This is a genomic window from Pectobacterium brasiliense, from assembly GCF_016950255.1.
Taxonomy (GTDB): Bacteria; Pseudomonadota; Gammaproteobacteria; order Enterobacterales; family Enterobacteriaceae; genus Pectobacterium; species Pectobacterium brasiliense.
The window spans coordinates 1,092,770-1,117,272 of the sequence record NZ_JACGFN010000001.1; the positions used below are offsets into that span (position 1 = coordinate 1,092,770).

The 24,503-nt window shown below is 50.1% G+C and carries 23 protein-coding genes; 10 read left to right on the forward strand and 13 right to left on the reverse strand.

Going from position 1 to position 24,503, the window contains the following annotated elements; all coding sequences use genetic code 11:
• Positions 1–26: 26 nt before the first annotated feature.
• From fabF to yceD, 8 genes are all read right to left on the reverse strand, one after another.
• A complete protein-coding gene (fabF, locus tag H4F65_RS04865; RefSeq protein WP_039319777.1) occupies positions 27–1,268 on the reverse strand; it encodes a beta-ketoacyl-ACP synthase II in 1,242 nt (413 codons plus the stop codon).
• Between the two features lie 82 nt (positions 1,269–1,350).
• Complete coding sequence (gene acpP / locus H4F65_RS04870; RefSeq protein ID WP_005970506.1) at positions 1,351–1,587, reverse strand: acyl carrier protein; 237 nt, start codon at positions 1,585–1,587, stop codon at positions 1,351–1,353.
• A gap of 154 nt (positions 1,588–1,741) precedes the next feature.
• Positions 1,742–2,476, reverse strand: coding sequence for a 3-oxoacyl-ACP reductase FabG (gene fabG / locus H4F65_RS04875; protein WP_010276180.1), 735 nt, complete (start codon positions 2,474–2,476; stop codon positions 1,742–1,744).
• Between the two features lie 14 nt (positions 2,477–2,490).
• Complete coding sequence (fabD, locus tag H4F65_RS04880) at positions 2,491–3,420, reverse strand: ACP S-malonyltransferase (RefSeq protein ID WP_010276177.1); 930 nt, start codon at positions 3,418–3,420, stop codon at positions 2,491–2,493.
• A 17-nt stretch (positions 3,421–3,437) separates the two neighbouring features.
• Positions 3,438–4,391, reverse strand: coding sequence for a beta-ketoacyl-ACP synthase III (locus H4F65_RS04885; protein ID WP_010276174.1), 954 nt, complete (start codon positions 4,389–4,391; stop codon positions 3,438–3,440).
• Positions 4,392–4,397: 6 nt separating this feature from the next.
• The gene (gene plsX, locus H4F65_RS04890; RefSeq protein WP_010276171.1) at positions 4,398–5,444 is read right to left on the reverse strand and encodes a phosphate acyltransferase PlsX; all 1,047 of its coding nucleotides are present in this window, start codon (positions 5,442–5,444) and stop codon (positions 4,398–4,400) included.
• 29 nt (positions 5,445–5,473) lie between these two features.
• Positions 5,474–5,644, reverse strand: a complete 171-nt coding sequence (gene rpmF, locus H4F65_RS04895; RefSeq protein WP_005970518.1) for a 50S ribosomal protein L32 — start codon at positions 5,642–5,644, stop codon at positions 5,474–5,476.
• Positions 5,645–5,660: 16 nt separating this feature from the next.
• A complete protein-coding gene (gene yceD, locus H4F65_RS04900) occupies positions 5,661–6,182 on the reverse strand; it encodes a 23S rRNA accumulation protein YceD (protein ID WP_005970520.1) in 522 nt (173 codons plus the stop codon).
• A 140-nt stretch (positions 6,183–6,322) separates the two neighbouring features.
• Here yceD and H4F65_RS04905 point away from each other — a divergent pair, with 140 nt between their 5' ends.
• Complete coding sequence (locus tag H4F65_RS04905; protein ID WP_010276149.1) at positions 6,323–6,907, forward strand: Maf family protein; 585 nt, start codon at positions 6,323–6,325, stop codon at positions 6,905–6,907.
• A 77-nt stretch (positions 6,908–6,984) separates the two neighbouring features.
• Here the strand turns inward: H4F65_RS04905 and rluC are convergent, their stop codons facing one another.
• Positions 6,985–7,941, reverse strand: a complete 957-nt coding sequence (rluC, locus tag H4F65_RS04910; RefSeq protein ID WP_010276147.1) for a 23S rRNA pseudouridine(955/2504/2580) synthase RluC — start codon at positions 7,939–7,941, stop codon at positions 6,985–6,987.
• A gap of 594 nt (positions 7,942–8,535) precedes the next feature.
• Here rluC and rne point away from each other — a divergent pair.
• On the forward strand, positions 8,536–11,880 hold the full coding sequence (gene rne / locus H4F65_RS04915) for a ribonuclease E (RefSeq protein ID WP_039319774.1): 3,345 nt from the start codon (positions 8,536–8,538) through the stop codon (positions 11,878–11,880).
• 59 nt (positions 11,881–11,939) lie between these two features.
• On the opposite strand, the gene H4F65_RS04920 is transcribed toward rne, so the two are convergent.
• Entirely contained in the window at positions 11,940–12,227 is a 288-nt protein-coding gene (locus H4F65_RS04920) for a putative quinol monooxygenase (RefSeq protein WP_010276140.1), read from the reverse strand.
• A 184-nt stretch (positions 12,228–12,411) separates the two neighbouring features.
• On the opposite strand from H4F65_RS04920, the gene pyrC reads away from it, so the two are divergent.
• The 6 genes from pyrC to H4F65_RS04950 all read left to right on the forward strand — a co-directional run bounded on the left by pyrC (position 12,412) and on the right by H4F65_RS04950 (position 16,262).
• The gene (gene pyrC, locus H4F65_RS04925) at positions 12,412–13,455 is read left to right on the forward strand and encodes a dihydroorotase (protein WP_010276136.1); all 1,044 of its coding nucleotides are present in this window, start codon (positions 12,412–12,414) and stop codon (positions 13,453–13,455) included.
• Between the two features lie 106 nt (positions 13,456–13,561).
• Complete coding sequence (gene dinI, locus H4F65_RS04930) at positions 13,562–13,801, forward strand: DNA damage-inducible protein I (RefSeq protein ID WP_010276133.1); 240 nt, start codon at positions 13,562–13,564, stop codon at positions 13,799–13,801.
• A gap of 88 nt (positions 13,802–13,889) precedes the next feature.
• On the forward strand, positions 13,890–14,147 hold the full coding sequence (locus H4F65_RS04935; RefSeq protein ID WP_010276130.1) for a hypothetical protein: 258 nt from the start codon (positions 13,890–13,892) through the stop codon (positions 14,145–14,147).
• Positions 14,148–14,388: 241 nt separating this feature from the next.
• Positions 14,389–14,643 (forward strand): biofilm formation regulator BssS, encoded by a 255-nt coding sequence (gene bssS / locus H4F65_RS04940; protein WP_010276127.1) that lies wholly within the window; start codon positions 14,389–14,391, stop codon positions 14,641–14,643.
• A gap of 459 nt (positions 14,644–15,102) precedes the next feature.
• A complete protein-coding gene (locus H4F65_RS04945; protein WP_010276123.1) occupies positions 15,103–15,657 on the forward strand; it encodes a cytochrome b in 555 nt (184 codons plus the stop codon).
• Positions 15,658–15,686: 29 nt separating this feature from the next.
• On the forward strand, positions 15,687–16,262 hold the full coding sequence (locus tag H4F65_RS04950; RefSeq protein WP_161503050.1) for a YceI family protein: 576 nt from the start codon (positions 15,687–15,689) through the stop codon (positions 16,260–16,262).
• Between the two features lie 73 nt (positions 16,263–16,335).
• On the opposite strand, the gene trhO is transcribed toward H4F65_RS04950, so the two are convergent.
• On the reverse strand, positions 16,336–17,415 hold the full coding sequence (trhO, locus tag H4F65_RS04955) for an oxygen-dependent tRNA uridine(34) hydroxylase TrhO (RefSeq protein WP_010276116.1): 1,080 nt from the start codon (positions 17,413–17,415) through the stop codon (positions 16,336–16,338).
• 216 nt (positions 17,416–17,631) lie between these two features.
• Here trhO and H4F65_RS04960 point away from each other — a divergent pair, with 216 nt between their 5' ends.
• On the forward strand, positions 17,632–18,726 hold the full coding sequence (locus H4F65_RS04960; protein ID WP_010276112.1) for an NADH:flavin oxidoreductase/NADH oxidase: 1,095 nt from the start codon (positions 17,632–17,634) through the stop codon (positions 18,724–18,726).
• Positions 18,727–18,984: 258 nt separating this feature from the next.
• Positions 18,985–19,905 carry a Kdo(2)-lipid IV(A) acyltransferase gene (locus H4F65_RS04965; protein WP_010276108.1) on the forward strand — a complete coding sequence of 307 codons (921 nt, stop codon included), beginning with the start codon at positions 18,985–18,987 and terminating at the stop codon, positions 19,903–19,905.
• A gap of 117 nt (positions 19,906–20,022) precedes the next feature.
• Here the strand turns inward: H4F65_RS04965 and mdoH are convergent, their stop codons facing one another.
• Positions 20,023–22,587 carry a glucans biosynthesis glucosyltransferase MdoH gene (gene mdoH, locus H4F65_RS04970; RefSeq protein ID WP_010276103.1) on the reverse strand — a complete coding sequence of 855 codons (2,565 nt, stop codon included), beginning with the start codon at positions 22,585–22,587 and terminating at the stop codon, positions 20,023–20,025.
• Positions 22,580–24,082, reverse strand: a complete 1,503-nt coding sequence (locus tag H4F65_RS04975; RefSeq protein ID WP_085996918.1) for a glucan biosynthesis protein G — start codon at positions 24,080–24,082, stop codon at positions 22,580–22,582. The genes mdoH and H4F65_RS04975 overlap by 8 nt, the downstream gene beginning before the upstream one ends.
• Between the last annotated feature and the right edge of the window lie 421 nt (positions 24,083–24,503).

The following is a 24,503-nucleotide window of genomic DNA, read 5'->3' on the forward strand; positions in this document are numbered from 1 at the left end:
CGGGTTTTTTTAAAACGCTATCGCAATCAAACTTTACGGAAGATCAGAGAACCGTTGGTTCCACCGAAACCGAAAGAGTTGCAGAGTACGTATTCCAGATTGCTGACCTGACGCGCTTCATGCGGCACGAAATCCAGATCGCAGCCTTCATCTGGATTGTCCAGATTGAGCGTTGGCGGAACGGCCTGATCGCGCAGAGCAAGAATACTGAAAATAGACTCTACCGCGCCTGCCGCACCGAGCAAGTGACCCGTCATGGATTTTGTCGAGCTCACCAGCACCTTGCTGGCGTCTGCACCAAATACGGATTTCACTGCCTGCGTTTCAGCTTTATCACCCGCAGGCGTAGAGGTGCCGTGCGCGTTGATATAACCGATCTGGCTCGTTGACAGATCCGCGTCACGGAGCGCGTTTTCCATCGCCAGCGCAGCACCAGAACCGTTCTCCGGCGGAGACGTCATATGATACGCGTCGCTGCTCATGCCAAATCCAACAATTTCTGCATAGATTTTAGCACCGCGCTTTTTCGCGTGTTCATACTCTTCCAGCACCATGAGGCCAGCACCGTCACCCAGTACAAAACCGTCACGATCTTTATCCCACGGACGACTTGCCGCCTGAGGATTATCATTGCGCGTAGACAACGCACGGGCGGCACCGAATCCACCGACGCCCAATGGCGTACTGGCTTTTTCTGCACCACCGGCCAACATCACGTCCGCATCGTTGTAAGCAATAATGCGAGCGGCCTGACCAATATTGTGCACGCCAGACGTACAGGCCGTAGCGATAGAGATGCTCGGGCCACGCAGTCCGTACATAATAGTAAGATGCCCAGCCACCATATTGACGATGGTTGACGGCACGAAGAACGGACTGATTTTACGCGGGCCACCGTTCACCAGCGCAGTATGGTTCTCTTCAATAAGACCCAGACCGCCGATGCCGGAACCAATCGCCGCACCAATACGCGGAGCGTTCTCTTCCGTTACTTCCAAACCGGAATCCTGCATGGCCTGAACGCCAGCAGCAACGCCGTATTGAATAAAGGCATCCATTTTGCGAGCTTCTTTACGCGAAATGAATTCCTCAGAATTAAAATCCTTTACTAAGCCAGCAAAACGCGTTGCGTAGGCACTAGTATCGAAATGGTCGATCAGGCTGATACCACTCTGACCGGCAAGAAGAGCACTCCAGGTAGACTCAACTGTATTGCCGACAGGAGATAACATGCCCAGTCCGGTCACAACTACTCGACGCTTAGACACGCTTATCCTCCAGGGAGGGAAAAAAAAGACACTGCGGGACAAAAAAACTTAGGCGGTCGAATGACCGCCTAGATATGTTCGCTTACTGCTGGTTAGCCTGAATGAAATCAATGGCTGCTTGAACAGTCGTGATTTTTTCAGCTTCTTCGTCTGGAATCTCAGTATCAAATTCTTCTTCCAGAGCCATTACCAGCTCAACAGTGTCAAGAGAATCAGCGCCGAGGTCGTCAACGAAAGAAGCATTGTTTACGACTTCTTCCTGCTTAACACCAAGCTGTTCAACGATGATTTTCTTAACGCGTTCTTCGATAGTGCTCATACTCTTAAATTTCCTATCAAAACTCGCTTTCGCGATGGTTTTCGTAGTGTATAAAATGTTTGAAAAGATGCAACAAAATCTCGGCTGGTCGAACCACGATTTTGTGCTATTTTGCGGTTATCACCGCAAATAATGCAAATAGTTTTCGAGCTTTTTAGATCATATACATGCCGCCATTGACATGCAATGTTTCGCCAGTAATGTAAGCAGCTTCATCAGAGGCTAAAAATACAACAGCACTGGCGATTTCTTTAGCATCACCGAGTCGGTTAGCTGGAACCGACGTCAAAATGCCTGCTCGCTGTTCTTCTGTCAATGCCTGAGTCATATCTGTTTCGATAAAACCAGGCGCGACAACGTTGACCGTAATACCACGAGAAGCCACTTCACGCGCGAGGGATTTACTGAATCCAATCAGTCCCGCCTTCGCTGCCGCGTAGTTAGCTTGTCCTGCATTGCCCATCGTTCCCACAACAGAACCGATGGTAATGATCCGGCCAAAACGTTTCTTCATCATGGCACGCATCACTGCTTTAGACATGCGGAATACCGACGTTAAATTGGTATCCAGAATATCGTGCCATTCATCATCTTTCATGCGCATCAGCAGGTTATCACGTGTGATGCCCGCGTTATTGATAAGAATATCAATTTCCCCGAATTCTGCGCGAATTTCTGCTAATACGCTTTCTACTGATGCTGCATCAGCAACATTCAGCATATAACCTTTACCGTTCTCACCCAGCCAGCCGCTAATAGCTTCAGCACCTTTTTCGCTGGTTGCGGTACCAATGACTTTTGCCCCGCGGGCAACCAACGTCTCGGCGATGGCACGCCCAATACCACGGCTTGCACCGGTAACCAGTGCAATTTTCCCCTCAAAACTCATTGTCTTCTCCGTTCTTATTTCTCAATCGCCGCTGATAGAGAAGCAGGATCGTTCACCGCAGCTGCTGTCAGGGTATCGACGATTCGTTTGGTTAAGCCAGTCAATACTTTACCCGGCCCGACTTCTAACAGCGACTCGATGCCCTTAGAAGCCATAAATTCAACACAGTCAGTCCAGCGTACCGGGCAATGAAGCTGGCGCACCAGCGCATCGCGAATGGCTTCCGGCGTGGTTTCGATGCGTGCATCAACATTATTGACAACGGGGATGACCGGAGAATTAAACGTCACGGATTCCAGCGCAACAGCGAGTTTCTTCGCTGCTGGCTCCATCAACGCACAGTGTGACGGTACGCTGACAGGCAGCGGCAGCGCACGCTTCGCCCCCGCTGCTTTACACGCAGCACCAGCACGCTCAACGGCGTCTTTATTGCCCGCAATCACCACCTGACCCGGTGAATTGAAGTTTACCGGAGACACCACCTGCCCCTGCGCGGATTCTTCACACGCTTTGGCAATGGCCTCGTTATCAAGCCCGATAATGGCATACATCGCACCCGTGCCTTCTGGCACGGCTTCCTGCATCAGTTTGCCACGCAGTTCAACCAGACGGACGGCCTGTTGGAAATCCAGCACACCCGCGCAAACCAGTGCGGAATATTCGCCGAGGCTATGACCAGACATCAGAGCAGGCGTTTTTCCTCCCTGCTGCTGCCAGACACGCCAGATAGCAACAGAAGCGGTCAGTAATGCAGGCTGCGTCTGCCAGGTTTTATTCAACTCTTCAGCCGGCCCTTGCTGGGTAAGCTGCCACAAGTCATAACCTAACGCTTCAGAAGCCTGAGCAAACGTTTCAGTAACGATCGGGTATTCTGCTGCAAGTTCAGCTAACATCCCTACCGTCTGCGATCCCTGACCGGGAAACACCATTGCAAATTGCGTCATATCACAATCCTGTTTAATTAAAAACGAACCAGCGCGGAACCCCAGGTAAAACCGCCACCGAAGGCTTCAAGCAGCACCAGTTGTCCTGGTTTAATACGCCCATCGCGCACCGCTTCATCAAGTGCTGAAGGCACAGAGGCTGCGGAGGTATTACCATGACGATCTAGCGTCACAACCACCTTGTCCATCCCCATACCCAGTTTTTTCGCCGTGGCACTAATGATGCGCAGGTTAGCCTGATGAGGCACCAGCCAGTCTAATTCACTTTTATCCAGTTGAGCCGCTTGCAGCGTTTCTTCAACGATATGTGCCAGTTCAGTCACTGCCACTTTGAAGACTTCATTACCCGCCATCGTCAGGTAAGCAGGCGTATCAGTATGATTACGATCCTGATGCGGCAGCGTCAGCAGTTCGCCATAACGGCCATCGGCGTGCAGGTGGGTAGAAAGAATACCCGGTTGCTCTGACGGCGTTAACAGCACGGCACCCGCACCATCACCGAACAGAATCAGCGTGCCGCGATCTTCAGGATCCAATGTACGAGACAACGTATCAGAACCGATCACCAGTGCATATTTCACCGCACCACTTTTAACATATTGATCGGCAACGCTCAGCGCGTAGGTAAAACCTGCACACGCAGCGGCCAGATCGAAGGCAATCGTATCTTTGATCCCTAGCAGTTGCTGAACCTGACAGGCGGAGCTAGGGAAAGCATGGCTTGATGATGTTGTAGCAACAATCAGAAGACCGACTTCAGAAGGATCGACATTCGCCATTTCTAGCGCTTTCTGCGCGGCACGATATCCCATGGTCGCCACGTTTTCATCCGGCGCAGCAATACGGCGCTCACGGATTCCAGTACGTGTGACGATCCATTCGTCCGTCGTTTCCACCATCTTTTCTAAATCAGCGTTCGTCCTGATTTCTTCAGGCAGGTAGCTGCCCGTTCCGATTATTTTTGTATACATGTACGCTTAGTCACTCTTGGGTAATATCGCTTCTAGACGAGCGGCAATCCGCTCAGGAAGCTGCCGCCGTACCGTCTGCATTGCCTGTTCAATAGCAACCGCAAACGCTCTCTGGTTTGCTGCACCATGGCTTTTGATTACAGTTCCCCGTAATCCTAGCAGGCATGCGCCATTATATTGATCGGGATTCAAATGACCGAAACGCTTTGATAAGCGTTTTTGTAACAAACGTCCTAACCATTTCAACCACCAGGATCGTTTTTGTTTTTGCCCTGGGCCTGAAGCTGAAGATTTCAGCAGTGACAGGAACATCCTTACCACGCCTTCCACCGTTTTCAGTGTGACATTACCGACGAAGCCGTCACAGACCATCACATCCGTTTTCCCAGTCAGCAGATCGTTGCCTTCCAGATAACCGATGTAATTGATTGATGGTGCCTCTTTTAGCTGTGCCGCTGCTTCACGGATAGTGCTCAGCCCTTTGCTTTCTTCTTCACCGATATTCAGCAACGCGACCCGAGGATTTGTCAGTTCCAGCACTTCTTCTGCCATCACTGAACCCATCACGGCAAACTGAACCAGCATCGTACTGTCACAGTCAACATTCGCCCCCAGATCCAACACAACTGTTTTTCCGTGTTGCTGGTGAGGTAATACTGACACCAATGCGGGTCGCTCAATTCCTTCCAGTGGCTTAATCAAGAGCTTGGCTAGCCCCATAAGCGCACCCGTGTTGCCAGCGCTCACACAGGCCTGTGCCCTACCGTCTTTAATCAACTCAAGTGCTATACGCATTGAGGTACCACGGCTCGCACGAATAGCCTGCGATGGCCTCGCATCACTAGCAATAACCGACTCCGCCGGAACAATCTCTAAGCGGGAAAGTAAATCAGAATCGACTTTGGCAAGTAATGGCGTTATTGCAGCAGGATCGCCGACTAATAACAAATTGAGAGCTGGATTAGAAGCCAGTGCCTGCAATGCAGCAGGCACTGTTACGCAGGGACCAAAATCCCCGCCCATCGCATCTAACGCCAGAGTTAGGCGTGTCAAGGTATTGCCTTGCAAATAATTCGCAAGAATTACTTAGCAATGACCTTGCGACCGCGGTAGTAACCATCCGCAGTGATGTGGTGACGCAGGTGAGTTTCGCCAGAAACTTTATCTACGGATACAGAAGCGGTAGTCAGCGCATCATGTGAACGACGCATACCACGTTTGGAACGGCTAGGTTTGTTTTGTTGTACGGCCATGGACCTTACTCCTTAATTACTTACGCTTTAAACTGGCTAATACGGCAAACGGATTCGGTTTTTCCGCCTCTGCAGGCAGTTGACCAAATACCATATCCGCTTCGGACACTTCACAGTGTTCAGAATCATGCACCGGGGCGATAGGCAACATCAGAATTATTTCATCTTCAATCATTGCCAGCAGATCGACTTCGCCAAACTCATCAACACCGATCGGCTCATACGCTTCCGGTAACGCTTCGGCCTGCTCATCATTGACGACCGGGCTGAAACAGAATGTCGCATGGACTTGATGTTCAAACGGCTTTCCGCAACGCTGACACATCAGTGTGACCGTAACGTCAGCGTTACCGTCAATCACCGCCAGACGCTGATTATCAATATTGAAAGATAAAGAGGCCTGAACATCACTATCCACACTCACCACTGATTCGGCAACACGCTCTACTTGTTCAGCTGAATAGATACCAACGTAATCTAAACGCTTCTGAGCAGTGCGGACCGCATCAAGGGTTAAGGGTAATTTTACCTTTTGCATAGGGCGCGCATATTAACGTCGTAACGACATAGAGTCAAAGAAAAAGGCAGTGATGCACCACCTTTCACCAATATTCGCTTCCAGAGCGGCGCACAGTTTAAAATGCCTTTCATCATTACGCTACGGTTTATCAAAAAATTATGCAGCAGATTATTCTCGCCTCAACCTCACCTTATCGCCGGGCCTTGTTGGAAAAGCTGGCGCTCCCCTTTATTTGCGCATCGCCAGACATCGATGAAACTCCTTATCCCGGCGAAAACGCCGTTGATCTTGTGATCCGTCTTGCTGAAAACAAAGCGCAAACACTGGCCGCGCACTACCCTAATCACCTGATTATCGGTTCCGATCAGGTTTGCGTTCTTGAGAACGCAATAACAGGAAAACCACATAATAAGGGTAACGCCACACGTCAGTTACAGCAGGCCAGCGGAAAGTGTGTTTCCTTCTTTACGGGTTTAGCGCTCTTCAATAGTGCAACTCAGGAAATACAGAGCATTGCTGAATCATTTGACGTGTATTTCCGTAGGCTAACGGAAGCGGAAATTGACGGTTATCTGGAGAAAGAACAGCCGTGGAACTGCGCGGGCAGCTTTAAAAGCGAAGGATTGGGCATTACCCTTTTTGAACGACTATCCGGGCGCGATCCTAATACACTCATTGGATTGCCATTGATCGCGCTAACGCAGATGCTACAAAAGGAAGGCGTGAATCCGCTGACGATGTAAATTGACGATGTAAAGTAAATCGGGATAGCCCAATAAAGCGGCTATCCCGACAGATAAAAGCATATAGGTGTATGTGGTTATGCTTTTGTCTTACGCAGCACCTGCAGACAGCGACGCAGTCCGCTATCCAATGGGGCTTCGACTCTCAGTGTCTCACCCGTATTCGGGTGTTCAAAACGTAGCGCCTGCGCATGCAGGAAGAGACGTTTTAAGCCCGTGTCCGCCAGTTGCTGATCGAATTCGCGATCGCCGTAACGGTCATCGAACGCTATCGGATGCCCAGCATGTTGGGCGTGTACACGAATTTGATGCGTACGCCCGGTAACAGGGCTCGCCCGCACCAGCGTCGCGTGTTCAAAACGTTCTTCTATTTTAAAGCGCGTTTCTGACGGTTTACCGTCGCTGTTTACCCGTACGATGCGCTCACCGCTTTGCAGGATATTTTTCAACAGCGGTGCCTGAACAACCTTGCAGTGAGACTGCCACTGACCGCGAACCAGCGCCAGATAGTCTTTTTGCATACCTTTCAGCCGCAGCTGTTCGTGCAGAGAACGTAAGGCCGAGCGTTTTTTTGCAACCAGCAAAACGCCAGAGGTATCGCGATCGAGGCGGTGGACTAACTCCAGAAAACGCGCTTCCGGGCGTAAAGCACGCAGCCCTTCAATCACGCCGAAACTTAGACCACTGCCGCCATGCACGGCCGTCCCCGAGGGCTTATTAAGCACCAACAGGTAGTCATCTTCATAAATAATGCACTCGGCCAACGCCGCCACTTTACCAAGACTGGCAGAAACAGGGGTTTCATCGCGTTCGGCCTGTCGAACAGGCGGAATACGGATGACATCACCATCGAGCAATTTATACTCCGGTTTGACCCGTTTCTTATTTATCCTTACCTCACCTTTTCGCAAGATACGGTAAACCATGCTTTTAGGCACACCCTTTAAGTGGGTATGCAAAAAATTATCGATGCGCTGCCCCGCTTCATCTGCGGAGATCGTCACAAATTGTACTGAAGGATTATCTGTTTTCATGATGCGCGATTCTAAATAGAGCAACCCGATAGCGCCACTTCTTTTTCTGTGCTTAACTGTGTGTCTGACTTATGAAGATATTGTTGCATTGTCGAGTAAGTGGACAGGTGAGTTGGGCTGTAGCATCAAACCCTGTCCGTTTTGGTGATAACAACAGAACTATCTTTATACAGACAGGCAAAGTCACCTTGCTATAACGGTATCAGCAGTGGAATAATGCTTTTGCGTTTCCCACGCGGATTTCCGATAAAACAAGGGGAAATTGCGAAATTATTAAATTTGCCTGATGACGCACACACGCAGCAATGGCGTAAGACGTAATGTGAAATCAAGCAGTTAGCGGGCTGCGGATTGCAGCTTGGCCGGCAAATGGAATCAGATCTGGCGACATAATTCAGAAGCTGTTCCCTCAGTAAATGCGCTGTTTTCCATCAGGAAACACAGGCTACCGAAACATGCGTCTCTATGCAGGCGACAACCGGGAGGTTGACGTCCCTGCGATAAGCCACGAGGCCATCGGTTCACTCCGGTCATGCGGTTCTTTTGTCCGCAGCTCTATCAATAATGCAAGTAAAAATAACGAGTAAGTTGAAGATGAAAAGAATGTTAATTAACGCAACTCAGCAGGAAGAGTTGCGTGTTGCCTTGGTTGATGGTCAACGGCTGTATGACTTGGATATCGAAAGTCCGGGTCATGAGCAGAAGAAAGCAAATATCTACAAAGGTAAAATCACTCGTATTGAACCTAGTCTTGAAGCGGCTTTTGTTGATTACGGCGCTGAAAGACACGGTTTCCTCCCTCTTAAAGAAATCGCCCGCGAATACTTCCCTAGCAACTATTCTTCCCACGGTCGTCCTAACATCAAAGACGTGTTACGTGAAGGTCAGGAAGTCATTGTTCAGGTAGACAAAGAAGAGCGTGGCAACAAAGGCGCTGCACTGACCACCTTTATCAGTCTGGCAGGCAGCTATCTGGTCTTAATGCCAAACAACCCTCGTGCAGGCGGTATTTCACGCCGTATCGAAGGTGACGATCGCACCGAGCTCAAAGAAGCGCTGGGATCGTTGCAACTGCCCGATGGCATGGGGCTCATTGTTCGTACCGCTGGTGTGGGCAAATCCGCCGAAGCGCTGCAATGGGATCTGGCTTTCCGTCTGAAACACTGGGACGCGATCAAAAAAGCCGCCGAAGGTCGCCCTGCACCGTTCCTGATCCATCAGGAAAGTAACGTGATCGTCCGCGCCTTCCGCGACTATCTGCGCCCGGACATTGGCGAAATCCTGATCGACAACCCAAAAATTCTCGATCTGGCGAAAGAGCATATTTCTGCGCTGGGTCGCCCTGATTTCAGCAGCAAAATCAAATTGTACAGTGGTGAAATTCCGCTTTTCAGCCACTATCAGATCGAATCGCAGATCGAATCGGCTTTCCAGCGTGAAGTTCGCCTGCCGTCCGGTGGTTCTATCGTTATCGATACGACCGAAGCGCTGACAGCAATCGATATCAACTCCGCCCGTGCGACGCGCGGTGGTGATATTGAAGAAACCGCGTTCAATACCAACCTTGAAGCCGCAGACGAAATTGCCCGCCAGTTGCGCCTGCGTGACCTCGGTGGCCTGATCGTTATCGACTTCATCGATATGACTCCGGTTCGTCATCAGCGTGAAGTTGAAAACCGCCTGCGTGACTCCGTGCGTCAGGATCGTGCACGTATTCAGATCGGCCGGATTTCCCGCTTTGGCCTGCTGGAAATGTCGCGTCAGCGTCTGAGCCCTTCACTGGGTGAATCCAGTCACCACGTCTGCCCACGCTGTAGCGGTACCGGTACGATTCGTGACAATGAATCACTTTCACTGTCTATTCTTCGTCTGATCGAAGAAGAAGCGCTGAAAGAAAACACCAAAGAAGTCCACGCGATTGTTCCAGTCCAGATTGCATCTTATCTGCTGAACGAGAAGCGTGATGCCGTTAACGCCATTGAGAAACGTCAAGGCGGCGTGCGCGCAATCATCGTGCCACACGACGGTATGCAAACGCCGCACTACTCCGTTGTTCGCGTCCGTAAAGGCGAAGAAAAACCGACGCTCAGCTATTTACTGCCTCAGCGTTTGGAAACGGAAACGCAGCAGTTGCAAGACGAACAGACTATCGAGCGCAAACAGCCTGAACAACCCGCGTTAGCAACGTTTAGCATGGCTGAAATGCCAGAGGAAACTGCACCGTCGATTGCCAAAGCAGCGCCTGCGGCGGCGAAACCGGCGGAAGTCGCTCAACCAGGCCTCGTTAGCCGCTTGTTCAGCGCCTTAAAAAGCGTCTTTGCTTCCGAGCCTGCGGTAAAAGCAGCGGATAGCGTTGACGATAAGAAGGCCGAAGAAGAGAAGTCCACCGAAGGTCAGCGCCCTGAACGCCGGAACTCACGCCGTCAGGGTAATAATCGCCGCGATCGTGGATCTCGTGACAATCGTGACAATCGTGACAATCGTGACAATCGTGAACAGCGTGATGAGCAGCGCCGTAATAAGCGACAAAACGAGGAAGCGATTACTGACACCCGCGCTGCGGAAAATGCGGAGAAGTCCAGTTCGGAAGAACAGCCGCGTCGTGAACCACGTGCTGAACGTCAGCGTCGTCGTCAAGATGATCGCCGTCAGGCTCCAACTGAGGCAAAAGCACAGCCGGTTATTGATGATGCTGATGACAGTGCAGCCGAGCAGGATAAACCGACTCAGGTTATGCCGCGTCGCCAACGCCGTCAGTTGACGCAGAAAGTACGCGTTCAGTCCGATGCTCAACAAGATACCCTCTCCGATAGCACCGCACCCGTCGCTGCACCATCTGAGCAGGTTCAAACTTACGTCAAGCCAAGCGATGCTGCGGTAGACAATAACGAGGTCGATAACGAGCAGAACGATGCAAATCGTGCCAATGGCGAGAATGGCGGTATGCCGCGTCGTTCACGTCGTTCTCCGCGTCACCTGCGAGTCAGCGGCCAGCGCCGTCGCCGCTATCGTGACGAGCGTTACCCGTCTCAGTCGCCAATGCAGTTGGAGTTTGCCGCTGCATCACCGGAAATGGCATCAGGAAAAGTGTGGGTTAGCTATCCTCTTGCACAACCACAGCAGGCTGAAAGCCAACAGCAGGACGAGAACGTTGCAGCAATTGAAACACCGCTGTTACCTGCCGTTGTCGAAGCCGCAGTGACTGCACAAGCTGACACAGCAGAATCCAACACAGTTGAAAACGTTGCGATTACTGAAGCCGTGGTTCAGGAAGAAGCCGCTGTAACCGCTACAGCACAATCTGCCGACGTTATTCAGGATAGCAATGTAGTGGATGTCGAGGTGAGTACTGCAGGCGAAGAAACCGTCGAGCCAGTTACCGAGAACACCGCTATCGATGATGCTATCGCTGCCGTTGCTGTGAATGCCATTGAGGAAGTACAACCTGCTGATACTGTGGCGACTCAGGTCGCTGAAGAAACCGTTGACGCTGTTGCTTCTGAAAATACAGTGGCTGAAAACGCAGCTATCGAAGCGGTCGCAGAAGAGCAGCAAGCAGATAGCATCGCTGATTCAACTGAGAAAGCCGATCTGGCAGAGCCGGTTTCTACCCCTGCGGTTTCCGCAGTACAGGAAGTCAGCTCGCCGCAACACATTCAGGATGAGCCGGCACCTGCTATCAGCGCACAACCGATTGTGGAAACGTCTGTATCGAGCGTAGCAAAAGCAGCAGGCGTTGCTGAGCAACCTCGTTATAAACTCCATGCGACAGCACCAATGACTAAAGCGCCAGCACCGGCATACCAGGCGGAGCCTGCTCGACACAGTGATTGGGTTCGTCCTGCCTATCCTTTCTCAGGAAAAGGTTCAGCAGGTGGTCATGCCGCAGTTAACCAGTCAACTGCGCCGGCAACCAAGCCTACACCGGCCAGCGAGTAATTCTGGTTTCTATAGACAAAACCCGCCAATTGGCGGGTTTTTTTATGAATAGCGTTTTGTTAGCCTAAAAGATTCAATAGCTTGATATCCACACTGTCCGTTTTGCCATCCAGCTCCGCCAGCAGATTTTTGAAGTGATCGCTCTGCTCATGTGATGCCAGCGCATCTCGATCTTTCCAGCGTTCGAAAAACACAAACGAACCGGGTTTATCCACGACTTCATGCAGATCATACTGCACATTACCCACTTCCTGTCGGCTAGGTGCCACCACGCGTTTCAGCGTTGCGGTAACGTCTGCAACGAACTCTGTTTTTGCCTGAATAGTAGCGACAATACGAATTTCCATATACATCCCTTATTTATCAATGAAAAGATAATGCTATCAGATGCCAATCCACGGTTAATTTCAAGCATTCATCAACAAACGGATGCATTCAAATAGCTTTGCGCTTATCCTTATCCCCCGCCGTATCAGTCCCAAAACCGACCGAAAGATGATGTTTTTCTACTGACCGCCGGAGCGCAATTCCATGACCGCACAGCCCACTATTCTTAAAATCCGTCGCCCTGACGATTGGCACATTCACCTGCGTGACGATCGGATGCTGGAAACCGTTCTCCCCTATACCAGTCGTTTCTTTGGCCGTGCGATTGTTATGCCTAACCTGACGCCACCGATTACCAGCGTAGCCAGCGCAATAGCGTATCGTGAGCGCATTTTAGCCGCGGTCCCGCAGGGTGATGATTTTCATCCGCTGATGACGTGCTACCTAACTGATGCGCTTGATGTCAACGAAGTCGTGAGTGGTTTTGAGCAAGGCGTCTTTACCGCAGCCAAGCTCTATCCAGCCAATGCCACAACAAACTCCAGCCATGGGGTCACCAGCGTCGCCAATATCTCTGGCATTCTGGAACAAATGCAGAAGATTGGCATGCCGTTACTCATCCACGGCGAAGTGACCGACTCTGCCGTCGATATTTTCGATCGAGAAGCACGCTTCATCGAAACGGTGCTGGAACCATTACGCCAACAGTTCCCTGAGCTGAAAGTCGTTCTCGAGCACATTACGACGAAAGAAGCCGCGCAGTATGTTGTTGAAGGTAATGATTATCTCGCCGCAACCATTACACCGCAGCATCTGATGTTTAACCGTAATCATATGCTGGTTGGTGGCGTTCGCCCTCACCTATATTGCCTGCCTATCTTGAAACGCAATACACATCAGCAGGCACTGCGTGAAGCCGTCACTAGCGGCTGTGACCGGCTTTTCCTCGGCACTGACTCCGCGCCGCATGCAAAACACAGAAAAGAGTCCAGCTGCGGCTGTGCCGGTGTGTTCAATGCTCAGGCTGCATTAAGTACCTACGCCACCGTTTTTGAAGAAATGAACGCGCTAGATAAACTCGAAGCATTCTGCTCCCTGAATGGCCCGCGTTTTTATGGCCTGCCGGTGAACAACAGCTGGATTGAGCTTCATCGTGAAACCGTCACGTTCCCTGAAGAAATCACTCTCGGCGACGAGTCGCTAATCCCCTTCCTGGCCGGACAAAGCCTCAACTGGTCAGTCCGTTAACCGACAAGCCCATCCGCATTGTGCCGATGGGCTAAATTTTATTGCGCGTCTTGTTCTCCACTTGCAATAACTGTATAAATAAACAGTTTAAACTTTGGAGGTCAGCATGCGCGTAGAAATCACTCTTGCAAAGACAACGCCTTTACCCGCCGGTGCAGTCGAAGCACTCAGGCATGAGTTGGAAAAGCGTATTCACAAAATTTATCCCGACACGCCCATTCAGGTGCGTTATGCGTCCGCAAATAACCTGACAGTCATGGGAGCTGGCAAAGAGGACAAAGATCGTATCTCTGAAATCTTGCAGGAAACGTGGGAAAGCGCCGATGACTGGTTTACCGCAGAGTAATCTAAAGCTTGAAAAATAACGAAGATATAGGCTGTAATGGCAGCTTAAAGCGGCATTTCGCCATGTGCTATGACCGAGGGTATCTGTTATGACGGTAGAAAAACCAGAAGAGGCAATGACATTTGGGGAATTGCTGGAGCTGATTGGCGAGCAACAACGCAAGATCGACGCTCTGGAACTTGCCTTTTCATCGTTGGCATTCTGCCTTGATGAGAAAGCAAACAAGCTGATGGTTCACAATCTGGCACTCGAATCTCAAAATGAGAATCGGGATCCAGCGATGAAGAAATACCTTGCCAGGCTTGCTGCCGCATTGGAGAAAAATGCAGGCTCTGGCGTGGAATAATGTTCTGCCGCTCCTGCTAACAACACCTTCGGGATGAAAGATTATTCGTCCCGATATTTTATCCGATGCATCGCTCCCCCCTTTATCTATACCGTCTGTGTAATATTTTTTACGAAAAACTGAAAATATTTCCCATAAATTAAATAAGCAGCAGTATACTGATAATGCTCGTTTAAAAATAATGATCCACCTGAAGCCTCGTTAGTCACTCATGTTAGTAACTAGTCAATAAGGGGTATTTATGGATAGAAAAAATGAAGTTATTCAGACACATCCTCTTGTAGGTTGGGACATCAGCACCGTTGACAGTTATGATGCCATGATGATCCGTTTACACTATTTATCCACCTCGGATCAAGCACCAGATGAAGCACATGTAGACCGGACACTTTGGCTAACGACCGATGTTGCACGGCAGTTGATACACATACTCGAAGCCGGTATTGCAAAAATCGAATCAACAGACTGTGACGCCAGTGATTATCGAAAACATTAGTAATTGATAACGTTATTAATATTATATTCAATACCATTGATTTTCTTAAAAAATAACAACACCGCTAATAAAGCGGTGTTGTTATTTTAGGGCTATTCTCATTTCTTTTTATATCAGTCAATACATTCATTCGTGCCTATCTGTTTTTATACTATCACCGCCCTGATACTAATAATCACCCGCTATATCATTATTCACCTAATAGAGTCGTTTTCCAGTGCAATTAATTTATCTCACTGCCGTCTTTATTCATCTTTCTCCTGAAAACAGGCATTAGAAATATCTATTTCCAGTAAAGAACTTCCATAACCAAACTGAATAAATTATGAATTTAAATTCAAAAAAATTGTTCATGTTTATGATAATGTTACAATTTGAAAGTTTATATTGATTTTATGTTTCTTCCTGTTAAATTTCGCCGAATTGACTGCGTTACCGATCTGATAAGGAGTTATCACCATGCTTTGGCGTAATACCTCTTCTCGTTATGGCCATATCAGCATTCTTTTGCACTGGATTGCAGCGTTAACCGTTTATGGCATGTTCGCTTTAGGGCTGTGGATGGTCACATTAGGGTACTACAATATTTGGTATCACCGTGCCCCAGAGATTCACAAAGCTATTGGCGTGTTGTTCTTTGCCATCTTAATCTTTCGCGTGGTGTGGCGTTTTATCTCCCCACCGCCTCCGCCGTTGAAAAGCTACTCCACATTAACCCGCGTCAGCGCGACGCTGGCTCATATTGCGCTTTATGTCATTCTTTTCGCCATTCTCATTAGTGGATATCTCATTTCCACTGCCGAAGGGCATTCCATTTCAGTTTTTGGCTGGTTTTCTGTTCCGGCCATTGTCAGCGGCTTGACGGATCAGGCCGATATAGCAGGCGACGTGCATCTTTATCTTGCATGGGCGGTGGTTGCCTTATCAGCGCTGCACGGTTTAGCCGCATTAAAACACCACTTTATCGATGGTGATAACACGTTGAAACGGATGTTGGGTCGCAACGTTCCTTAACTTTCTGGATTTATGGAGAAATACCAATGCTGAAGAAAACACTACTGAGCCTGACCGCAGTATCCATGCTTGCCTCTGCCGGTTCTGCACTGGCGGCAGAATACAAGTTCGATAAAGAAGGCCAGCACGCGTTTATCGAATTCCGCATTAAACACCTCGGTTACAGCTGGCTTTACGGCAGCTTTAACGACTTCGATGGTGCCTTTACCTTTGATGAGAAAAACCCATCAGCGGATAAAGTGAATGTCACTATCAACACCAACAGCGTTGACACTAACCACGCTGAACGTGACAAGCACCTTCGCAGTGCAGAATTTTTAAACGTTACCAAGCATCCGCAAGCAACGTTTACGTCCACTGAAGTGAAGAAAGACGGTGAAGATTACGATATTACTGGCAACCTGACCTTAAATGGCGTCACTAAGCCCGTTAAGCTGGATGCCAAACTCATTGGTCAGGGTGATGACCCGTGGGGTAACTATCGTGCTGGATTCCAAGCCGAAGGCACTATCAAGCTGAAAGATTTCAACATTACGACCGATTTAGGTCCAGCTTCACAGGATGTAGAACTGATTATTGCCGTTGAAGGCGTTCGCCAGAAATAAAGCAGCACCACGCATCAACACGACACAGCCCTTTCCGTTGGAAAGGGCTTTTTATTGCACGATAAGCCGTTCGCTATTCAGCCTTATCTTTCGCTGCAGGGGCAGGGGCAGGGGCAGGAATATGCAACGTTGACTGCAATAATCCTTTGGATTTATTGAAGATCTTCATTCCATTCTCACGCCCGCTGCGTATCGCCCTTTGTTCTTCCAGCGGAAGCTTCATCTCGTCCTGACACTGCGTACTGCAACAGCCTTCGTATTTTGCGGCACAGCTCGGACATTGGATAAACAGAAGATGGCACCCTTCATTACGGCAGTTAGTGTGGCTATCACACGACGCTCCGCACTGATGGCAATGCGCGATGACGTCATCAGAGATACGCTCTCCCATCCGTTCATCGAACACGAAATTCTTACCGATAAACTTCAGCGGCAAGCCTTGGGCTTTAGCCTGACGCGTATACTCAATAATACCGCCCTCGACGTGATACACGTTCTTAAAGCCGTGATGCAGCATGTAGGCACTGGCCTTTTCGCAGCGAATACCGCCCGTGCAGTACATGACAATATTTTTATCACGCGCCTCGTCCAGCATTTCAACCGCCATCGGTAGCTGCTCACGAAAGGTATCCGAAGGCACTTCCAGCGCATTCTCGAAATGCCCGACTTCATATTCGTAATGATTACGCATATCGACAAACACGGTATCAGGATCGTCAGCCATCGCATTGACCTGATCGGCTTTCAGGTATTGCCCGACATTCGCTGGGTTGAATGTCTGATCGTCAATCCCATCGGCGACAATCCGTTCGCGTACTTTCATACGCAACACCCAGAACGATTTCCCGTCATCTTCCAAAGCGATGTTTAAGCGAATCTGATCGAGTGCCGGATGTGCACTGAACAATGCGGTTTTAAAAGCATCGAACTGATTATTAGGTACGCTGATTTGGGCATTAATTCCTTCAGTGGCAATATAAATGCGTCCGAAGACCTTATATTGCTCAAGCTGAATATACAGACGATCGCGAAAGGCTTTTGGATCGTCAATCGTAAAATATTTATAGAAAGAAACTGTGGTACGCGGCTCGGTTTCCGCAAGCATACGCGCCTTCAGTTCCTCATTAGAAATTCGGTTATGTAACACTGGCATGGTGTACGTTCCTGTCTTCATTGAGGTTAGCGTGTGACATTCATCATCGAGCGATGGCTCGACATACTGAATCGCCCGGCATCATACCTGATAGCGCTGAGGCTGTCAGGGCATGAAATGAATAGCGCAACGAGAAAGAGTGATCTACCGTAACCCCATGACCTCTGGGATTCATTTTCTCTTTCATGAAGTATCATCATCGAAGGATCTGTCATTATGAGTCAGCTTTTCTCCCCAGTATCGCTGGGTAAACTCGAACTGCCCAACCGAATCATCATTGCCCCCATGTGTCAGTATTCAGCGGAGGATGGCAAGGCGACAGCCTGGCATACCATGCATTTAGGTAACCTGTCACATTCTGGCGCTGGGCTACTCATTATTGAGGCGACCGCAGTCTCACCAGAAGGGCGGATTTCCCCGCACGACCTGGGTTTGTGGGATGATGCGACGGAGCAGGCTCTTGCTGGTGCGGTTCACGCAGTCAAAACCTATTCTACCATGCCTCTGGGCATACAGCTGGGGCACGCGGGTCGCAAAGCATCAACAGGCGTGCCGTGGAGCGGACGAGCATTTCTGCGCCCGGAACAGGGCGGTTGGCAAACTATTGCACCATCGGCTGTTCCTTATAATGCCAGTGATGCGCCACCTCAGGCCATGTCAGAACCGCAAATCCGTGCGCTAATTGACTCGTTCGTTGACTCCGCTAAACGTGCGGATCGTCTGGGCTTTGATCTGATAGAGATTCATGCTGCCCACGGCTATTTACTGCACCAGTTCCTCTCACCGCTGACAAACCAGCGCACGGACGGCTACGGCGGATCGCTTCAAAATCGGATGCGTCTGGTCATTGAAATTTACCGTGCGATACGCGACGTTTTCCCTGAACATAAAGCCGTCGGCGTACGTATTTCTGCAACAGATGGTGTGGAAGGCGGTTGGGATCTGGAACAGTCCGTACAGCTCAGTAAAGCGCTGCACGAATTGGGCTGTGATTTCATCCATGTCTCCAGCGGCGGGCTATCGCCGTTACAACAGATTCATCCTGCGCCGAATTATCAGGTGCCCTATGCGCAGCGGATTAAGCAAGAGGTGGGTATTACGACCATCGCCGTTGGATTGATAACCGAACCCGAACAGGCAGAAGCGATCGTTGCGACCGGTGAGGCAGACGCTATCGGGCTGGCTCGTGCGATACTCTTCGATCCTCGCTGGCCGTGGCATGCAGCCGCCAGACTCGGCGCACAGGTCTCCGCCCCTGCACAGTACTGGCGTAGTGAACCACGCTACGCCAGAGGTATTTTCAAGCAGTAACGATGAATACGATGTGTCAGGCGATCCTATCTGGGTCGCCGCTTCCCCCTATCACCACGCGGTATGCCAACAAAAGTTAAAACTCATTCTCTGAAGATGGTACGATCAAGTCCGCTTTTTGTATAAAAATCAGTCAATAACACAACGGTAATTTGTTTTATTGGCAAAGCACCGCAATAATCTATCTTGCAGTTGACCATTAACTCTTTTTTTAACGGTTCGCGTGCTGACCAGCACCAAAACATTGATATTGAGGCCATGACACAAATCCCTTCTTTTAATAGTTCATTGCTACATCCGCGCTACTGGCTCACCTGGTTGGGCATCGGCATCCTGTACCTTATCGTTTTGCTTCCCTACCCCGTTATTTATCGTATCGGTACCGCACTCGGCTATCTGGCTATGCGTCTGCTGCCAAAGCGCGTCAAGATCGCTGCCCGCAACCTTGAACTGTGTTTCCCCGACATGCCACAGGCTGAGCGTGATGGATTAGTCAGGAAGAATTTCGAATCTGTCGGCATGGGCGTAGTTGAAACAGGCATGGCCTGGTTTTGGCCGAATTGGCGTATCGAGCGCTGGTTTACGGTGACAGGCGTTGAACACATCCTTCCTGAGAACGAACGGAAGCAAGGGGTACTGCTTATCGGGCTGCATTTTTTAACATTGGAACTCGGTGCGCGAGTTTTTGGCATGTACAATCCGGGGATCGGCGTCTATCGTCCGAATGATAACAAGCTGATTGACTGGTTACAGACGTGGGGAAGAATGCGGTCCAATAAATCCATGCTGGACCGAAAAGATCTGAAGGGCATGATTCGCGCTCTCAAACAGGGCGACATTATCTGGTATGCCCCAGATCATGATTATGGCCCACGCAGCAGCGTATTCGCACCTCTGTTTGCCGTAGAGAAAGCAGCGACAACCCGCGGCAGTTACATGCTGATAAAAACGGCACGCCCAGCAGTCATCCCTTTCGTGCCTCGCCGACTGCCTGACGGCAAAGGCTATGAACTACTGATCCAGCCAGCGGAACAGGATGCACCTGTAGATAATGAAACGGCGACTGCCGTTTGGATGAACAACGTGGTTGAACGGAACATTCTGCTCGCACTGGATCAATACATGTGGCTGCATCGCCGTTTTAAAACACGCCCGGAAGGCGAACCGTCCCTTTATTAACGAATGCACTCCTGTAGTTTCGGAGCTGCGACACCTTATGACAGTCGAAAAAAAAGCAACGGCATTGATTGCCGTTGCTTTATCTTTCACACCACTCATTTTCTACACTACAAGCAGTTAGCTTTTGATATGAGGTGCAGGAAGTTTCTGGTAAGACTCAACCCACGCAGCATACGTTTCCGGCTTTTGCCACACATGGTAGTGCAGGCGCGAGATCGTCACAGGATCGCTAAGCAATGCCAGACGCTGATTATTGCTCACCTCTTCAGGCTTGCGATTCAAGGCATCATGCACATTCTGCTCACGTACGTCTTCAATCGCTCGGCTGAAGCGATGTCGCGCCGTCGCCATTGCACTGGCAAGGGCGTTAATTGACGGATCAAAGACAGCCTGCATAAACCCGTTATCGAGTCTACGCTGGTGGTTCAACCGGCAATATTCATCCGTAGCGACCAGTTCGCGCGGCGGATTAAACTCTTCCGGTATCATCAACAGCTTGGCACGCTTACAACCCAGACCCAATGACGCGCGGCTCGAATAAACCGAAACGAACGGCGACAAAATCAGCGAGAAGACAATCGGAGCCAGCCACCACAGGAAGCGTAGATCCAACCATGCCATGCCAATCGCCCAGACCAGACCCAGAATCAACTGAGAACCGTGGCGCACAAACGCCTCACTCCACGGGGTCGCATCGTCGTCACGCTGTGGAGAATTCCACTGTACCGACCAGCCGAGAAACGCACTGACAACAAATACCGTGTGGAACAGCATTCGAACCGGAGCCAGCAGAACCGAGAACAGCATTTCCAGCAGCAGAGAAAGGAATACCCGGACAGCGCCGCCGTACTCTTTTGCCCCTTTCGCCCACACTAGAATCACACTCAACAGTTTTGGCAAGAACAGCAAGACCAATGTCGTCGAGAAGAGCGCGATAGCCAGTTCCGGCCGCCACTGTGGCCAGACGGGGAACAGCTGCCGAGGCTGCAAGAAGTACTGTGGTTCCATCAGCGTATGTACAACCTGTAAGGCTGTAGAGAGCACCAGGAACATAAACCACAGCGGTGCAGACAGATAAGACATCACACCGGTAAGGAAAACGGCACGGTGAACCGGATGCATACCTTTAACCAGGAATAACCGGAAATTCATCAGGTTACCATGGCACCAGCGACGGTCACGTTTCAGTTCATCCAACAGGTTAGGCGGTAGCTCTTCATAGCTTCCCGGTAGGTCGTATGCAATCCATACGCCCCATCCCGCACGACGCATCAGCGCAGCTTCAACGAAGTCGTGAGACAGAATCGCACCAGCGAACGAACCTTCACCCGGCAGCGGTGCCAAAGCACAGTGCTCAATGAACGGTTTAACGCGGATAATGGCGTTATGTCCCCAGTAGTGCGACTCACCCAGTTGCCAAAAATGCAGGCCCGCGGTGAACAGCGGCCCATAGACACGCGTTGCAAACTGCTGGCAGCGTGCATATAGCGTATCCATACCCGATGCTTTCGGCGAGGACTGGATGATACCAGCGTTCGGATTTGCTTCCATCAGTCTGACCAGAGACGTCAGACATTCACCGCTCATCACGCTATCGGCATCCAGAATCACCATGTAGCTGTACTGGTTACCCCAACGGCGGCAGAAATCATCGATATTACCGCTCTTACGTTTGACGCGACGGCGACGGCGACGATAGAAGATACGCCCTGCTCCACCAACATCACGACACAGCTCCATCCAGGCTTTTTGCTCTGCTACGCAGATATCGGGATCGTTACTGTCGCTCAGGACGTAAATATCAAAATGCTCAAGGTTGCCCGTCGCTTCAACTGATTCATACGTCGCACGTAATCCCGCAAACACCCGTTCTACGTCTTCATTACAAATCGGCATGATTAACGCAGTGCGATGCTCGGGATTCAGCGCCTCGTCACCCACTGTCGTGGAAGAGATACTGTATTTATCTCGACCAATCAGCAGTTGCAGGAATCCCATCAGTGCGGTCCAGAATCCGGCCGACACCCAACAGAACAGCACCGCGAACAGAACGAGTATGCCGCTTTGCAACACATAAGGCAGCAACTGCATCACCGAGCGCGTCCACGGCTGACCCGCCATTTCAAACGGATCGATCAGCGCCCAGCCCTGATAAGGAAGGATGGTTTTCATGTACCAGGTGGCGATCGCCGTCTGGAACAACGTCAACACCAGCAGAATATAGCGGCGGATTGTCCCCACCAGACGCCAGCGGTTTTCGGAAATTTTCTCTTCCGGGCTGTAATGAGGACGAGGCGGCACGGTACGGCCCAACAGACTTTCCCACCAGCGGATCAGTGGATTCGTCCGCCAGACATCAGGGAACATCGAAGCGCGGGTAATAACAGGCATAGCTTTTAACGCCGTCCGCCCTTCCCTGTCTGTGCCGAGCTGCTTACCGTTGTCCAGACCATCAGCCCAGGCCATTTCAAGACGAGCCTGCACAGAATGCAGCGCAGCATCGTCTTCTGCCTGAACATTGACCTGGCTGCCTTCAGACTGGCTACCTTCAGACAAAGCCTGATGCAAAACGGCCTGATCGTTCCAGGCCGCTTGCGGTAATTTTTCGCGAAGAACCTCTGCCTGCGGAGCAGGCAGAGGTAGTTTCTCAATATAATCGAGAGAAGAAGTTGACTTATTCATTAGCAGGCAGCTGATTGCTCCAGGTTTCAGTCAATGTCGTCTCGCCATTAACCAACGCAGCTCTCATTTCGGTCGGCTGTTTCGCATCTTTCACACGCAAACGCAGCGTCAGACGCCAACCATGAGTTACCGGGTTATAGCGAACATTATTTTCTACAATCTCGCCGTTGTCGCCAATGCTGACCTGAGAGGCTACTGGAGCGTTCTCATCCAACTCTTTTAAATTCGGTCCAACAAAATCCACAATGTAAGCGATCGTGCCGTCAGGCTGGCGGATCAGGTTAGATTGTTTAACATCACCGGCAGAGCGGCGAGTCTGTTGAACATAGGCAATGTTCGGGGAATGCAGTTGATCTTCGTCGCGCGTGAAGTGCAGACGATATTTAATATCCAGCGGTTTGCCCGTTTCTGGCAACACGTCCGGTGTCCAGAAGGCAACGATATTGTCGTTGGTTTCATCCGCGGTAGGGATTTCAACCAGCTCAACTTTTCCTTTGCCCCACTCGCCTTTTGGCTCAACCCAGCCACTTGGACGCAGATCGTAACGGTCATCAAGATCTTCGTAAGCGGCGAAATCACGGCCACGCTGCAGCAGACCAAACCCTTTCGGATTTTCTACCGCATACGTGCTCACGGACAGGTGCTTAGGATTATTCAGCGGACGCCAAATCCATTCGCCATTACCAGCATGAATTGACAGACCGTTAGAATCGTTCAGTGCCGGACGGTAGTTCAGCGTTGGCGACGGCTGGTTCGGCCCAAACAGATACATACTGGTCAGCGGAGCGATACCCAGCTTGCCCACTTTGTCACGCATGAACACTTTAGCCTGAACGTCTACGACGCTGTCACGCCCCGGATAAACGGTAAAACGGTAAGCCCCTGCGGCACGTGGCGAATCCAACAGCGCATAAATCACCAGGTGTTTATCATTTGGTTTTGGACGTTCAATCCAGAATTCACGGAAACGCGGGAATTCTTCACCAGAAGGCAACGCCGTATCGATCGCCAAACCACGCGCAGATAAGCCATAAATCTGGCCTTTACCTACCACACGGAAATAGCTGGCACCCAGCATGCTGACAATTTCATCGTTCTTATCAGCTTTATTGATCGGATAGAGAACTTTAAAACCGGCAAAGCCGAGATTTTTAACCGTTTCAGGATCGTGATTGACGGAACCAAAATCAAAATACTCAGGAGAGTATTTAATCTCATCAACCGTTGTCGCCGTCACTTCATTAATTTTCACCGGGGTATCGAAATACATGCCCTGATGGTAAAACTGGAGTTTGAAAGGCGTCTGTACATTATTCCAGTATGATTTGTCGTTATTGAAACGAATTTGCTGATAGTCCGCAAATTTCATATCACGGAATTGCGCAGGAAGATTACTTTTCGGCGCTTCAAAACTCTTTTCAGCCAGCTTTTCGGCCTGCTGTGCCACATCATCAATAGAGAATGCCCAAGCTGGCACTGCGCTCACTGACAGCATAACGGCGGCGGACAGCCAGCGAAGGCTAGCAACCCGCTGTTTAAACCCAAATTTATTATCCAGCACAGCTCCCCCTGTTCGTGTGCTTCAATCAACTAAAATCCATATTAATGGATAAGTTAGCTTTCCGACAACTTGATAAAGATATTGTTCATCATAATAGGTCAGCGTTTAAACAACGAGAACGCTAAAGCATGATAAACCGGGTTGTCAAAATGGAAAACAGCCACGGACTATAGCGAATATCGCCCTGCGCGGGCGTAGGATTATTCCGTTTACGCCCGTGCAATTTCCTGACGTGTCATTGATAGAAATCAGAACGGATAGCAACAGCACTTCACATGTCACTAGCAGTATGTCGGGTATAAACATTTGTGTAACAATGCGGGGACAAGTAAAGTACACTCCTTGGCTGAACCCG